The organism is Ferruginibacter yonginensis (genome assembly GCF_042651465.1).
Lineage (GTDB): Bacteria > Bacteroidota > Bacteroidia > Chitinophagales > Chitinophagaceae > Ferruginibacter > Ferruginibacter yonginensis.
This window is the reverse complement of record NZ_JBHSCZ010000001.1, coordinates 1,256,909-1,271,168: the sequence shown is the minus strand read 5'-3', so window position 1 is coordinate 1,271,168 and position 14,260 is coordinate 1,256,909. Positions and strand designations below refer to the sequence as shown.

The 14,260-nt window shown below is 36.5% G+C and carries 12 protein-coding genes; 10 read left to right on the top strand and 2 right to left on the bottom strand.

Going from position 1 to position 14,260, the window contains the following annotated elements; all coding sequences use genetic code 11:
* Window positions 1–417: a hypothetical protein gene (locus ACFOWM_RS05525; protein WP_379707681.1), complete on the bottom strand. Its 417-nt coding sequence runs from the start codon at window positions 415–417 to the stop codon at window positions 1–3.
* Window positions 418–1,460: 1,043 nt separating this feature from the next.
* Here ACFOWM_RS05525 and ACFOWM_RS05520 point away from each other — a divergent pair.
* The 9 genes from ACFOWM_RS05520 to ACFOWM_RS05480 all read left to right on the top strand — a co-directional run bounded on the left by ACFOWM_RS05520 (window position 1,461) and on the right by ACFOWM_RS05480 (window position 12,062).
* Window positions 1,461–2,816, top strand: coding sequence for a sigma-54-dependent transcriptional regulator (locus ACFOWM_RS05520; RefSeq protein WP_379707680.1), 1,356 nt, complete (start codon window positions 1,461–1,463; stop codon window positions 2,814–2,816).
* Window positions 2,817–2,957: 141 nt separating this feature from the next.
* Window positions 2,958–3,167 carry a hypothetical protein gene (locus ACFOWM_RS05515; RefSeq protein WP_379707679.1) on the top strand — a complete coding sequence of 70 codons (210 nt, stop codon included), beginning with the start codon at window positions 2,958–2,960 and terminating at the stop codon, window positions 3,165–3,167.
* A 3-nt stretch (window positions 3,168–3,170) separates the two neighbouring features.
* Window positions 3,171–3,248: a potassium-transporting ATPase subunit F gene (locus tag ACFOWM_RS05510; protein ID WP_379708263.1), complete on the top strand. Its 78-nt coding sequence runs from the start codon at window positions 3,171–3,173 to the stop codon at window positions 3,246–3,248.
* A gap of 30 nt (window positions 3,249–3,278) precedes the next feature.
* Window positions 3,279–4,979, top strand: coding sequence for a potassium-transporting ATPase subunit KdpA (kdpA, locus tag ACFOWM_RS05505; protein ID WP_379707678.1), 1,701 nt, complete (start codon window positions 3,279–3,281; stop codon window positions 4,977–4,979).
* 166 nt (window positions 4,980–5,145) lie between these two features.
* The gene (gene kdpB / locus ACFOWM_RS05500) at window positions 5,146–7,209 is read left to right on the top strand and encodes a potassium-transporting ATPase subunit KdpB (protein ID WP_379707677.1); all 2,064 of its coding nucleotides are present in this window, start codon (window positions 5,146–5,148) and stop codon (window positions 7,207–7,209) included.
* A 7-nt stretch (window positions 7,210–7,216) separates the two neighbouring features.
* Complete coding sequence (locus ACFOWM_RS05495) at window positions 7,217–7,777, top strand: K(+)-transporting ATPase subunit C (protein ID WP_379707676.1); 561 nt, start codon at window positions 7,217–7,219, stop codon at window positions 7,775–7,777.
* Between the two features lie 20 nt (window positions 7,778–7,797).
* A complete protein-coding gene (locus ACFOWM_RS05490) occupies window positions 7,798–9,153 on the top strand; it encodes an outer membrane beta-barrel protein (RefSeq protein ID WP_379707675.1) in 1,356 nt (451 codons plus the stop codon).
* A gap of 28 nt (window positions 9,154–9,181) precedes the next feature.
* Window positions 9,182–10,306, top strand: a complete 1,125-nt coding sequence (locus tag ACFOWM_RS05485) for a sensor protein KdpD (RefSeq protein WP_379707674.1) — start codon at window positions 9,182–9,184, stop codon at window positions 10,304–10,306.
* A gap of 37 nt (window positions 10,307–10,343) precedes the next feature.
* On the top strand, window positions 10,344–12,062 hold the full coding sequence (locus ACFOWM_RS05480) for an ATP-binding protein (protein WP_379707673.1): 1,719 nt from the start codon (window positions 10,344–10,346) through the stop codon (window positions 12,060–12,062).
* 8 nt (window positions 12,063–12,070) lie between these two features.
* On the opposite strand, the gene ACFOWM_RS05475 is transcribed toward ACFOWM_RS05480, so the two are convergent.
* Window positions 12,071–12,904, bottom strand: coding sequence for a CvfB family protein (locus ACFOWM_RS05475; protein ID WP_379707672.1), 834 nt, complete (start codon window positions 12,902–12,904; stop codon window positions 12,071–12,073).
* A gap of 147 nt (window positions 12,905–13,051) precedes the next feature.
* Between ACFOWM_RS05475 and ACFOWM_RS05470 the strand changes: the two genes are divergently transcribed.
* The gene (locus tag ACFOWM_RS05470) at window positions 13,052–14,260 is read left to right on the top strand and encodes a DEAD/DEAH box helicase (RefSeq protein ID WP_379707671.1); all 1,209 of its coding nucleotides are present in this window, start codon (window positions 13,052–13,054) and stop codon (window positions 14,258–14,260) included.

Below are 14,260 nucleotides of genomic sequence, written 5' to 3'. Positions count from 1 at the left end.
TTAGAATAATATAATATCGATTTTTTCATCGCCCCAATCTTCTCCACGTTCCATTTTTTTTGGCGCACCTGAGGGGGCTATTTTTCTCACTACTTTTGTTTGGTCGTTAATAATGTAAACTGATAGTGATGCTATTTTTGTTACTGCCCTCACCACCCAAAAGACCGATAAGGTTTGCCCGGGGTTAAAATAACCTAGCTCTAGTACTACTTGTCCACCCGAACTTGGAATATTGGAACTAATGATTTGCCAAGGTTCGGTTTTTAGAAAGCGCATTTGTGTTGTTACAACATTGAAGCCTTCGTTTTTTGCACATGCAAACCCAATGAGGTATTTTACATAGTTGAGCGGTTGTGCATCGAGCAATTCAGATTTTTTACTCGTAAGATTGTCGGGGAAAATGCGATAACGTGCCATAAGATGTAGTTTTTGTTTATTAATTAAAATAACCAAGTGTAGGAGTGGGGGCAGCACACTATGATTTACGCTATATAGCAAACAGTTTGTTGGTTTTACATAGGCTGCAATGTGTAACAACATGGTACCTAACGGCTGGGTATTGCTCTTATTAGGTTTGTTGACGTATTGCTAATTACTTATTTCAAATATATATAATATTATTAATATTTAGTGCAAGGGTATCAGAAATTTGTGTAGAAAAATTTGCGTTGGTATTTGTAGGTTTGATGGTGCTACATTTGTTTAAAATGAAATTTGAGTTGTGTTGTGCTAACATACTGTGTGATGAGCTTAGGGAAGATACATTTCTTTTATTGAAACTTTGAGATGTGTTTTGATAACACCTCGAAGAGCGGTATTATTACTGAATATATAGATTAAGATAGACGTTTTATTTCGGTTGGTGAGGACACCAACCGATAAGGAAATGTGAAGGGGTTAGGAAAGATAGATATCTCTTTTATTAAACCTTCGAGATGCGCTACGCTAACATCTCGAAGAGCGGTGTTGAAACTTTGAGATGTGCTTTGATAACACCTCGAAGAGCGGTATTATTACTGAATATAGAGATTAAGATAGACGTTTTGATTTCGGTTGGTGAGGACACCAACCGATAAGGAAATATGAAGGGGTTAGGAAAGATAGATATCTTTTTTATTGAAACTTCTAGATGCGCTTCGCTAACATCTCGAAGAGCGGATTAGTGAGTGGATAATTTTTTATGAACAATGGAAAAAATACGGTGTTTGGTTAGGCAAAGAAATAAAGCATTGATTGATGTTTTCTCCATTATTCTAGTATGTTATTTGCTTTTGAGTCGCATTTAATGTGTTCAAAATGGCTCAATAACTTTAACAATACTACATTCGTTAAAATGTGTATCTGAAAGCATAATGTAAAATTATTTACATCAAAAAGAATTATCAATTTAATTTGGTTGTCAAATTTATTTTCACTCAATCCTCTCCACACTCAATATCTTTGAACTTTCATAACAATGTATGACAACCATGAAAGGCCATATTTTAATTATAGATGATGAAGCTAAACTACGGTCGTTATTGGCACGTATTATTACCTTGGAAGGGTTTGATGTACACGAAGCTGGTGATGGAAAGGCAGGGCTTAAAAAATTACAAACGCAACCCATTGATGTGATTATTTGCGATGTAAAGTTGCCTGATACTACTGGTATTGAGCTTATACCTGCATTAAAAAAAACACAACCCATTGCTGAAGTGATTCTATTAACAGCATATGGTAATATTGAAGATGGTGTACAAGCTATTAAAAATGGGGCTTTTGATTATATCACCAAAGGTGATGATAATAATAAAATTATTCCGCTATTATACAATGCACTTAGTAAAGTAGCGCTTACCAAAAAAGTACAGCGGCTCGAAAAACTCTTGGGTAGTAAGACCTCTTTTGACACTATCTTAGGCGAATCTAAAGCTATTAAAAACGCCGTTTCAGCGGCACAAAAAGTGGCTGTTACGGATGCTACTGTGTTGCTCACCGGACAAACAGGTACCGGTAAAGAAGTATTTGCACAAGCCATACATTATGGCAGTAGTAGAGCCAACCATAATTTTATAGCCGTTAACTGTGCTGCATTTAGTAGTGAGTTATTAGAGAATGAATTGTTTGGCCACAAAGCTGGTGCCTTTACAGGAGCCACTAAAGATGCGGTGGGCATTTTTGAAGAAGCCCATAACGGCACTGTTTTTTTAGATGAAATTGGTGAAATGCCCTTGGCCCTACAAGCCAAATTATTAAGGGTGTTAGAAACTGGTACTTTTTTAAAAGTAGGCGATAGTAAAGTAACACAAGTAAATGTTCGTATCATCGCTGCCACTAATAGAAACCTATTACAAGAGGTAGATGCAGGTAATTTTAGACAAGATCTTTTTTATCGTATCGCTGTTTTTGAAATTGCATTGCCCTCTCTCACTGAACGTAGCAGCGATATACCTGCTTTGGCTAATTTCTATTTGCAATTTTTTGCAAATAAAACCAACAAGCGGTTACAATCTTTTACCGAACCATATATCAACGCTTTACAGCAACACCCATGGAGAGGCAACATTCGTGAGTTAAAAAATATTATTGAACGTTCGGTTATTGTGGCTACCCAATCCGTTATTGATGTGGATACACTGCCGATGGAATTTCTTAAAAGTGATGGTAGTAAAATCAATAACAACTTACCTACATTTGATTTAGCTAGTGCTGAAAAGTTGCATATTGAAAAAGTTTTTCATTATACCAATGGTAATAAAACAGCAACTGCAAAGCTGCTTAATATTGCTTTGACAACCTTGTACCGAAAGTTAGAAGAACATAATATTTCCTAAATACACTATCGTTTTGATATGATCACCCTTTCATTTTGAAAGGGTTTTTTATGTTGCCTACTTCCACTTCATTTTTTAAAATGCAGTACTGGTAGGTGTTTGGGCATATTTTATATAAAGTGGTTGCTTATTTGCCTATCGTTGGCACAACAACTTTTATATGCAACAACAACCTTTTCAAAAACTAAAAGCCAAACACCTACCATTATTATTTTATGGCTGTATTGTATTGGCTGGTGTTATTTATCAACTCATCAAAAACAATTAGTCATGACGAGCATTTTAATCATCACTACCACCATCTTCTTTTTTATTTTTTATAAAGCCATTCATTATTTCGAAAATATATAAACAATGCTCCTACTTTTTATAATATCAATCGCTGTGTTTGCCTATATGTGTTATGTATTAGTAAAGCCAGAAAAATTTTAAATGATGCTCAAACTATTAAACAGTTTTTATATGAACACAGAAATTATGGGCATTGTAGCCATGTTTATATTGTTGCTACTGTTAGCCATTCCGTTGGGTAATTATATGGGTAAAGTATTATCAAATCAAAAAACTTGGTTAGATGTTATCATCAATCCTATTGATCATTTTTGTTATAAAATCAGTGGTATCGATGTACGTAAATCCATGAATTGGAAACAACACTTGATCGCTCTTTTAACCATCAATTTTATTTGGTTCCTCATCGCCATGTTTGTGTTAACCAACATGAGTTGGCTGCCATTAAACCCTGATGCGAACCCATCTATGAGCGGCGATTTAGCATTTAATACCGCCATAAGTTTTATCACCAATACCAACTTGCAACACTATTCAGGTGAAACGGGTTTGTCGTATTTAGGACAACTCTCTCTCATGCTTTGGCAGTTCATCAGCGCAGGTACAGGTATTGCTATTTGTGCCGTGGTTTTTATGGCTATGAAAACATCCGCTACTAACGAGTTGGGTAATTTTTATCAGTATTTTGTAAGAAGCTGTACTAGAATTTTATTACCCATTGCATTAGTAGTAGCTACTATTTTAGTATTGAATGGTACACCCATGACTTTTGCTGGGAAAGATACCATCACTACTTTACAAGGCGATACGGTACAAGTAAGTCGTGGCCCAGTAGCAGCGTTTGTAGCCATTAAACAAATAGGCACTAATGGTGGTGGTTTCTTTGGTCCTAACTCGGCACACCCATTTGAAAATACCAATTACTTGGTAAATATGGTAGAAACGATTTCGTTGGTGCTCATACCTATTGCTATGATTTTTGCGATGGGTTTTATACTCCGTAAACGTAAGCTGGCTTGGGTAATTTTTGGTGTGATGACAATCGGGTTTTTATGTTTATTAATTCCATCTGTAATCAACGAAATGAAAGGTAACAGTGCCATTACCGCTATGGGTATTGCACAGCCTATGGGTAGTATGGAAGGTAAAGAAGTACGTTTTGGCTCAGCTGCATCAGCTTATTGGGCTATTAACACTACTGCTACCAGCAATGGAAGTGTAAATGCCATGCATGATAGTATGACACCCCTTACAGGCATGTGCACCATGTTGGGCATGATGGTGAATTGCTTTTATGGTGGCGTAGGTGTAGGCTTTTTAAACTTTTACATCTTCATTATTTTAGCCGTTTTTATTAGCGGTTTAATGGTGGGTAGAACACCAGAATTTTTAGGCAAAAAAATTGAAGCCAAAGAAATGAAAATTGCAATGATGATTGCCTTGTTGCACCCATTATTAATATTAACAGGTACGGCTTTGGCTAGTCATGTATACGCCCATAACCCTACTGCTTATGCTGCCTGGCTCAATAACCCTAGTTACCATGGCTTTAGTGAAATGTTATACGAGTTTACCTCTAGCAGTGCCAATAATGGTAGTGGTTTTGAAGGCTTGGGTGACAATACGCCTTTTTGGAACATAGCCTGTGGCATAGTGATGTTGCTGGCTCGTTACTTACCTATAATTGGTCCGGTGGCCATTGCAGGTATGTTGGCCCAAAAAAAATATATACCTGAAAGTAACGGCACTTTAAAAACAGATACGGCCACTTTTGGTTTAATGATTTGTGCAGTTATTGCATTGGTAGCTGCCTTATCATTTTTTCCGGCATTGGCTTTAGGTCCTATTGCAGAACATTTTTCCATGCATTAAATACTTTGGTAACCAGCTGTAGTGCTGCTATGTAGCTTTGGTTGCGTCGCACACTTCAACGGTTGGTTATATGTTCAGCAATGCAGTATAGTAGTACAAATTTTCAACGGAGCGTCGCCACTGCAGCCCCATCAACGCTCTTACGTTGATTACAAAAAATAACATCATGCGAACAACAATATCAAAAAATACGAAAATAGCCGGTAGTCTTGTTAAAGAGGCATTGGCACAATCATTTGTAAAACTGCATCCTGCTAAAATGATAAAAAACCCAGTCATGTTTACAGTATGGATTGGTACCGTTATCATGATAGGCGTTTGTATTTGGATTGCCACTGGGCAAACACAGCAGGGTAGTTTATGGTATAATAGTACCGTTACTGCTGTACTTTTTATTACTTTATTATTTGCCAATTTTGCAGAAGGTATTGCCGAAGCTAGGGGTAAAGCACAAGCCAATAGTTTGCGTAAAACAAGGGAAGCTACGCCTGCCAAACTTATTCAAATTGTGGGTGATATGTATGTGAATGAAATAAAAATAATACCATCATCACAATTACAAAAAGGCGATTTATTTTTATGTGAACCGGGTGATATCATTCCATCTGATGGCGAAATAATAGAGGGCTTAGCTACTATTGATGAAAGTGCCATAACGGGTGAAAGTGCTCCCGTTATTAGAGAAGCAGGCGGCGATAAAAGTAGTGTGACGGGTGGCACAAAAGTATTGTCTGATCATATTAAAGTAAGGGTAACTACAGCACAGGGTGAAAGTTTTTTAGATAAAATGATTGCTTTGGTAGAAGGGGCTAGTCGCCAAAAATCGCCTAACGAAATTGCATTAACTATTTTATTAGCAGGCTTTACGTTGGTGTTTATTATTGTTACCGTAACACTGCAACCCTTTGCTGCATACGCACATACGCCCATTACGATTGCAGCATTTATTTCATTATTTGTGTGCTTAATACCCACTACTATTGGGGGTTTATTATCTGCCATTGGTATTGCAGGTATGGATAGGGCCTTACGTGCCAACGTTATCACCAAAAGTGGTAAAGCAATAGAAACCGCTGGCGATATTGATGTGTTGTTGTTAGATAAAACAGGTACCATCACCATCGGTAATAGAAAAGCCACTCACTTTTATGTAGCAAACGGGGTGAGTGAAACTAAGTTTATTGAAGCTGCTGTGTTAAGTTCATTGGCTGATGAAACGCCAGAAGGTAAATCAATTATTGAGTTAGCAAATATCGATGTTGATGGTATTGAAGTGCATCGGCCTGTCTATATAAGCTTCACCGCCGAAACCCGTAGCTCTGGCATTGATTATTTTAATGCACAACAGCAACTTACAAAAATTAGAAAGGGCGCTACTGACGCTATCAAAAAATGGGTTGAAAGTGCTGGCCATACTTTTCCTGATGAAGTATTACAACAAGTAAATACCATATCAAGTAATGGTGGTACGCCTTTAGTGGTAGCTGCTAACCAGCAAGTAATGGGTGTAGTGGAGTTGCAAGATATAATTAAAACCGGTATTAGTGAACGATTTGAACGGTTACGCAACATGGGTATTAAAACAGTGATGGTGACTGGCGATAACCCTTTAACTGCAAAATTTATTGCAGCAAAAGCCGGTGTTGATGATTTTATTGCAGAAGCCAAGCCAGAAGATAAAATGAATTACATAAAACATGAGCAGCAACAAGGCAGGTTGGTTGCCATGATGGGCGATGGTACCAATGATGCGCCAGCATTAGCACAGGCAGATGTTGGTGTTGCTATGAACAGCGGTACCCAAGCCGCAAAAGAAGCTGGTAATATGGTTGATTTAGATAACGACCCTACTAAGTTGATTGAAATTGTTGAAATAGGTAAGCAGCTCTTAATGACAAGGGGTACCCTCACCACTTTTAGTATTGCCAACGATGTAGCTAAATATTTTGCGATTGTACCTGCATTGTTCATCACCGCAATTCCTGCATTACAAAGTTTAAATGTAATGCACTTGCATAGCCCTGAAACCGCAATTTTATCCGCCGTAATATTTAATGCCCTTATTATACCATTACTCATTCCGTTGGCATTAAAAGGCGTTGCCTATAAACCAATTGGGGCTTCGGCATTGCTTAGGCGTAATTTATTTATTTACGGGTTAGGCGGTATAGCAGTGCCTTTTATTGGTATCAAATTAATTGATGTTTTTGTCTCCCTATTTTTTAAATAATATCATTATGAAATCAAATTTTTTTATAGCTATTAAATTAACCCTCGTTTGTATGGTATTATTTGTGGGTGTTTACACAGTATTAGTGCTAGGTGTAGCTCAATTGGTGCCTAACAAAGGTGAAGGTGATGTAGTGCATTTCAATGGCAAAAAATACTATCGTAATATCGGGCAATCATTTACCAGTGATGCTTATTTCAATAGTCGACCTTCTGCAGTACAATACAACGCAGCTGCCGCTGGCGGCAGTAATAAGGGGCCAAGTAACCCAGCCTATTTACAAGCAATACAACAACGTATTGATACTTTTTTACAACACAACCCAACTGTACAACGTTCACAAATACCTGCTGATATTGTTACGGCAAGTGGTAGTGGTTTAGATCCTCATATATCTGTACAGGCTGCCAATATTCAAATAGAGCGAATTGCGGCCATCAGAAAAATAGCTGTGCCCAATTTACAGCAGTTGGTTATTACAGCAACTGAAAAGCCTTTGTTTGGTTTATTGGGTACAGAAAAAGTAAATGTAATACAGATCAACATCGCATTAGATCAACTCAAATAAATAAAATATAAATAAACAGTATGAAACGTTTTTTAGTAGTAGCAGCATGGTTATTTACATCGCAAGCTACCAAAGCACAAAGTAGCAACAGTACCGAAAAAATACCTTTTGAAGGTATAGAAACCAATTGGCAAAATGGAAGTGATCGCAGGGATTCATCCGTATTTCATGGCAAGTATTTTGTTCCATCTATTATGTTAGATGTTAATTATACCCACTCCTTTAATAATCCAAATGACAACACCGTAGTGGGTTCTACGGCATTGGCTCGTAACAACGAAGTGCAATTATCGCACTTAAATGTAGGGGGCGATTTTATGTATAAAAATGCTCATGCTAGGGTAATGTTACAAATGGGTAACCGTTCCATTGTTATTCCACGTAATGATGTGAGTCCGTATAGAGGGCAATATCAATTGGCAGATGTGTACCGTTATTTAAGTGAAGCTTATGCAGGTTTTCATATTAATAAATGGTACGGTATTAATGTAGATGCTGGTTTGTTTCTTTCCTACATTGGTTTAAATTCTTATTATCAAACTGAAAATTGGGAGTACCAAGCTTCTTTTACATCTGACAATACACCTTGGTTTTTTAATGGTATACGGGTACAAATTTATCCTACCAAACATTTAAAAATTGAACCATGGATTATTAATGGCTGGCAAAGTTATGGTCGCTTTAATAAACAGCCAGGCGTTGGTGCTAACATCACTTACATGCCTAACAGTAATATAAAAATGTTAACCAATAATTACTATGGTGCAGATGCTGCTGGTATTCCTAATAGAAAACGTTTTCATTCTGACAATAGTTTTTTAATGCGCTACTATAATAATCCTACTAGTAAGGGTATTACTAGAGCGGCTTTTTCTATTACAGCTGATGTTGGTTTTGAAAAAGGTGGCGGTGTTAATGGTTTTAAAGATGGGGCTCAGGGGCCAGCCCAATATTTTGCTAGTGCTATGTTTTATAATAGAATATGGTTTGCTAAAAATAAAGTAGCCGTTACAGTTGGTGGTGGTGTTATGAAAAACCCTGGTAGGTATTTGGTATTGTACCCTACTGGTCAAGCTAGTCCGCTACCCAACACCAACAACCCCACACAAACAGAAGGTGCCTATCCATTTAGTGCAAACCCTGGCGATAAGTTTGCAGGTTGGGATGCATCAGCCGGTGTGGAGTATATGATGAACCAAAGTATTTCAGTAAAAGCAGAGTATGTACATCGTAATGCCAATGTGCCTTATTTTGCTGGCAAAGGAGGGGTAACATCACCAACAGGTTATACGTTTACACCATTGCCAGCAGATTGGCGTCCTGATTTAGTAAAGTCAGAAGATAGGGTAGTATTTGCGTTGTTGTTTAGATTATAAATATTTGAAGTTATTTAAATTATAAATGATGGAAGATCAATCAACATCGGTACAACATTTTTTAGATTTAATAAAAAAATCTCGAAGAGGTAAATTTAAAATTTACATTGGTATGAGTGCCGGTGTTGGTAAAACATACCGCATGCTACAAGAAGCACATGCGTTACAACGTAATGGCATTGATGTAAAAATAGGCTATATAGAAACCCATAACCGTATTGAGACCCATGCGTTGTTAGCAGGTTTACACATTGTGCCTCGTAGAAAATTATTTTATAAAGGCAAATCGTTAGAAGAGTTAGATGTACAAGGTATTATTGCATTAAGGCCAGAAGTTGTTATTGTAGATGAATTGGCACATACTAATATTGAGGGCAGTAAAAATGATAAACGCTGGCAAGATGTATTGGATATTTTAGAAGCAGGTATCAACGTTATATCTGCCATGAATATTCAACATATTGAAAGTTTGCATGAGGCTATTAAAACCATTACAGGTATTTCAGTAAACGAACGTATACCCAACAAAGTATTGGCTATGGCTGATGAAGTGGTGAATATTGATTTAACAGCAGATGAATTAATAACTAGGTTGAAAGAAGGAAAAATATATACGGCAGATAAAGTAGCTGCTGCATTAAAAAACTTCTTTCAACCCCATCATATATTACAATTACGAGAGTTGGCTTTAAAAGAAGTAGCATCGCAAGTGGTACGAAAAGTAGAAAATGAGGTAACCAATGTAACATCCATACAACATGAAAGGTTTTTAGCTTGTATTAGCAGCAATGAAAAAACAGCCAAAAACGTTATCAGAAAAACAGCTCGTTTAGCCAGTTATTACAACAGCAAATGGTATGTATTATATGTACAAACACCTGCTGAAAGCGATGGTAACATTGCTTTAGATAAGCAACGTCATTTAATTAATAACTTTAAACTTGCCACTGAATCTGGTGCCGAAATTATCAAAGTAGCACATACTAAAATTGCCAAAGCTATTATTGAACAATGTGTGGAACGCCATATCACTACTATTTGTATTGGTAAGCCACATATCAATTTGTTTAAAGTAATTTTAGCCACTAATGTGTTTAATGATTTACTACATCATTTAACATCGCAACAAATTGATTTGGTAATTTTAAGTTGATGTTGCACGTTTTAGCATTTAACGTAAATACTTTGTAATGAAAATTAAAGCGAAATTAATATTGGGTATAGGATCATTATTTGTGATGATTGTAGCCATGATATTATTAGGCACTTTTTTTATAAATAAGTTGGCTAACGAGTCAAAAAATATTTTAGTAGCCAATTACAACTCTATTGATTATGCTAGAAAAATGCTTACAGCCATTAATAATGGTTTAAATGATACAGCTCAGTTACAGTTGTTAAATGAAAATGTTGCCTTACAACAAAATAATATTTCAGAAGTGGGTGAAGCTGCATTAACCCAAACATTGGTACAAAACGTAACACTATTAAAAGCTCATAATAACGATACGGCCTTGCATAAAAAAGTACAACAATCTATCACTGATATTATGTTGTTGAATATGCAAGCCATTAAGCGTAAATCAGCCATTGCCGCCACTACGGCAGATGCAGCCAAGGTTTGGATTGGTTTTGTGGGCGCTATTTGTTTTATCATTGCATTTGTTTTGTTATTTAATTTGCCGGGTAATATTGCCAACCCCATTAAACAACTCACCGCTAGTATTCAACAAATTGCTGCCGAAAATTATGCACAGCGTTTGCATTTTGATAAGCAAAATGAATTTGGTGATTTGGCTACTGCCTTTAATGTAATGGCTCAAAAACTGGCTGATTATAAAACGAGTAACCTCGAAAAATTACTGTTGGAGAAAAAGCGTTTTGAAACGCTTATCAATAACATGCACGACCCTGTTATAGGCTTGAATGCAACACATCAAATTATATTTATAAACGATAGTGCTTTGCAAATTTGTGGCCTTAAATTAGCTGATGTGTTACAGCAACCCATTCAGCAACTAGCGCAACGAAATGATTTGCTGCATACTTTAATGCAAGCTGTGTTTGAACAGACCAATGTAAAAAATCAAACTTTAAAAATTTATGCCAACAACAAAGAAAGTTATTTTGAAAAAGATGTGATACCTATTAAAATTACTGCTGTTGGTGAACAAGATGAAAAGTTGATGGGTAATGTAATTTTGCTGAGTAATATTACAGCATTTAAAGAGCTTGATTTTGCTAAAACAAATTTTATTGCAACCGTATCACATGAACTAAAAACACCGATTGCAGCTATTAAAATGAGTTTACAATTATTGGCTAACAAGGCCGTTGGTACTTTAAATACTGAGCAACAAAAATTGACAGCAAGTATTGAAGATGATGCAAATCGGTTATTAAAAATTACAGGTGAGTTATTGAATATGTCGCAGGTAGAAAGTGGGGTACTACAATTATCATCAAAAATATGCAACGCTCAGGAGTTGGTGCAGTATGCTATAGAGGCGAATCAAGCCGCCATAGCACAGCAACAAATTACAATACATTTAAAAGTAGCTGATCATATAAACGTAATCACTGATTTTGATAAAACAGTTTGGGTATTAACCAATATTATTTCTAATGCTGTTCGTTACTCTTACGAAAATGCTGCCATAAAAATAACAGTACAACAGGTAGCTCAAATAGTGCAATTTGTAGTGCAAGATGAAGGGCAGGGGATACCACACCAATACCTTCACAAAATATTTGATCGTTATTTTAGGGTGCCGGGTAGTAAAAAAGAAGGAACAGGTTTGGGCTTATCTATCAGTAAAGAGTTTATAGAGGCTTTGGGCGGTAACATCACGGTTGAAAGTGATTTGGGCGCAGGAAGCAGTTTTACAGTGTCGCTTCCTGCTGCTTAATATCAATATTAATCTTCTACTAATTTGATACCTGTTTTTTCAAAACTAATTTTTCTGTTTTTGTATAAGTTACCGGTAGTCATTTTAAATGTTTTTTTACTCATGCCAAAAAACAGGTAAATTGCTTCAGGGTCGCTTTTATCATTATAAGGTAAATAGCCGTCGTTTTCTTTGAGTAGCCTTAAAACTTTGGTAGTTTCATCTTCCACCCTTGTATAGCCTTTCTTTCCGGCTACTACATCTATTCTATTATCAGGGTAAATCTTTTTAACAAATCCTTTAAAATGGTCGCCCACACCAATGGTTCTGTACACTTCATTTAAATGTAACACACCGGTGTGTTGTTTATTAATAATCATTAAATAACCAATATCCGTTCTACGCATTACCACCATATCTACCTCATCGCCTTCTGCAACGGTTAAAACATCATTATTTAAAAATTGTTCAATACGTTCTGTTGCAGCGGTACGTCCTGTTTGTTCATCTCTATAAATTTTTACAAGGTATTCACCCAATGGTCGCATACCCGTTATTTGTTGGCTTTTCGGTACAAATAAATCCTTCATTAAACCCCAATCTAAAAATGCCCCCAAGGGTGTTACTGAAACGGCTTTCAATTTTACAAAATCACCCACAATGCCTAATGGTTGTTGTGTAGTGGCAATTAAACGATCTTCACTATCATGGTATACAAATACATTAATGGTGTCGCCCTCTACCAAGCCATCTGGTACAAATCTTTTTGGCAGTAAAATACCTTCGTTACCATCATCTAAGTATACACCAAATTCTACAGTACGCAGTACTTTCATTTCATTGTATTGTCCGGCTAGTATCATAATGCTCATTTTAAAACGCTGTAAAGATAAGTTGCTTCAACATCATCTACCTTAATAACCTTAAAACCCAGCTCTAAAGGGCTTTACAAGTGTAGGGTTGTTCGGCTTCGCTATAGATATAGTATCTTCACATAAAATATATACAATTTGAATTTTACTGATTTTAATTTTGATGCCCGTTTATTAGAGGGCATTCAAGCATCTAACTACGAAACCGCCACACCCGTTCAGGCACAAGTTATTCCACATATTTTAGCCGGAAAAGATATCATTGCCTCAGCTCAAACCGGTACCGGAAAAACAGCTGCTTTTTTATTGCCACTTATTAATAGAATTTTGGGTGAAAACAATGATCCAACGAGCATCACCGCAATGGTAATTGTACCCACCAGAGAATTGGCTATACAAATTGCACAACATTTAGAAGGATTATCTTACTTCACCTCAATCAGTTCTATTGCTGTGTATGGTGGTGGCGATGGCAATGCTTTTGTGCAAGAAAAAAAGGCCTTGAGTATGGGTGCCGATATTGTGGTATGTACACCAGGTAAAATGATGAGCCATATTAAAATGGGTTATGTAAAGCTAGATCACTTAAAATATTTGGTGTTAGATGAAGCCGATAGAATGCTCGATATGGGCTTTTATGATGATATTAATTTTATTATAAAGCATTTGCCAGCAAAGCGACAAAACCTACTGTTTTCAGCCACAATGCCACCTAAAATTAGGGCATTAGCAAAGAGTATTTTGCAGCAGCCAGAGGAGGTAAATATTTCTATTAGCAAGCCGCCAGAAAAAATTATTCAACAAGCATTTTTGGTATATGATCAACAAAAAATACCATTAATTGTTCACTTGTTAAAAGATAAATCGTTTAGTAAAGTAGTGGTGTTTTGCAGTAGTAAATTAAATGTAAAACAACTAACTAAAGATTTAAAACGTAATGGCATAAATGCAGGCGAAATACACAGCGATTTAGAGCAAGAGCAACGTGAAGCTATTTTAATGCAATACCGAAGCAATCGCCTACCCATATTAGTGGCTACTGATATTTTAAGTAGGGGTATTGATATTGATAACATTGATTTGGTGATTAATTTTGATGTGCCGAATGATGGGGAAGATTATGTACACCGTATTGGCCGTACAGCTCGGGCTTCGGCTGAGGGTACCGCTTACACGTTGGTAAATGTAAAAGAGCAATACAAGTTTGCCGAAATTGAAAAACTTATTGATAAGGAAGTGCCTAAAATGCCTATACCTGCTGTGTTAGGGGAGCAGCCTCCATACGAAATCAATAAAAAACCATCAGGTGGGTTTAAAAAGAAACGTTATTTTAAAAAGCGTTCGTAA

Coding starts and splice junctions, on each gene's coding strand:
- ACFOWM_RS05525 (WP_379707681.1), bottom strand. CDS start 417: ATGGCACGTTATCGCATTTTCCCCGACAATCTTACGAGTAAAAAATCT.
- ACFOWM_RS05520 (WP_379707680.1), top strand. CDS start 1,461: ATGACAACCATGAAAGGCCATATTTTAATTATAGATGATGAAGCTAAA.
- ACFOWM_RS05510 (WP_379708263.1), top strand. CDS start 3,171: ATGCTCCTACTTTTTATAATATCAATCGCTGTGTTTGCCTATATGTGT.
- kdpA (WP_379707678.1), top strand. CDS start 3,279: ATGAACACAGAAATTATGGGCATTGTAGCCATGTTTATATTGTTGCTA.
- kdpB (WP_379707677.1), top strand. CDS start 5,146: ATGCGAACAACAATATCAAAAAATACGAAAATAGCCGGTAGTCTTGTT.
- ACFOWM_RS05495 (WP_379707676.1), top strand. CDS start 7,217: ATGAAATCAAATTTTTTTATAGCTATTAAATTAACCCTCGTTTGTATG.
- ACFOWM_RS05490 (WP_379707675.1), top strand. CDS start 7,798: ATGAAACGTTTTTTAGTAGTAGCAGCATGGTTATTTACATCGCAAGCT.
- ACFOWM_RS05485 (WP_379707674.1), top strand. CDS start 9,182: ATGGAAGATCAATCAACATCGGTACAACATTTTTTAGATTTAATAAAA.
- ACFOWM_RS05480 (WP_379707673.1), top strand. CDS start 10,344: ATGAAAATTAAAGCGAAATTAATATTGGGTATAGGATCATTATTTGTG.
- ACFOWM_RS05475 (WP_379707672.1), bottom strand. CDS start 12,904: ATGATACTAGCCGGACAATACAATGAAATGAAAGTACTGCGTACTGTA.